This is a genomic window from Vogesella mureinivorans (assembly GCF_007644035.1).
Classification (GTDB): domain Bacteria; phylum Pseudomonadota; class Gammaproteobacteria; order Burkholderiales; family Chromobacteriaceae; genus Vogesella; species Vogesella mureinivorans.
In genome coordinates this window covers 1-266 of record NZ_VMTV02000554.1, presented here as the reverse complement: position 1 = coordinate 266, position 266 = coordinate 1, and the positions used below count along the sequence as shown (strand labels likewise).

At 41.4% G+C, this 266-nt stretch carries 1 protein-coding gene; it reads left to right on the top strand.

The window, feature by feature from the left end:
• Positions 1-266: XylR N-terminal domain-containing protein (locus FLQ44_RS14515; protein WP_206208899.1), on the top strand; the 266-nt coding region annotated here is incomplete at both ends.

The window sequence follows — 266 nt, the reverse complement described above, 5'->3', positions numbered from 1 at the left end:
AAATCTGGTTTGATGAAAATCGTATGTTGTTGATGCATACCAGTATCATGGGATTTTTAAGAAAAGATTTGTTTCAGATGCTAGGGCTTGAAAGAACCAAACGTTTCTTTATTCGTTGTGGTTATCAAGCTGGCATGCGTGACTCAGAAGTGACCTCTAAACTTCGCCCCAATTTAAATGAAGCTGAAGCATTTATGGCGGGACCACAAATGCACGGTATTCGTGGCATGGTGCAGGTAGAAGTCAATGAGTTGCACCTCAGTCAT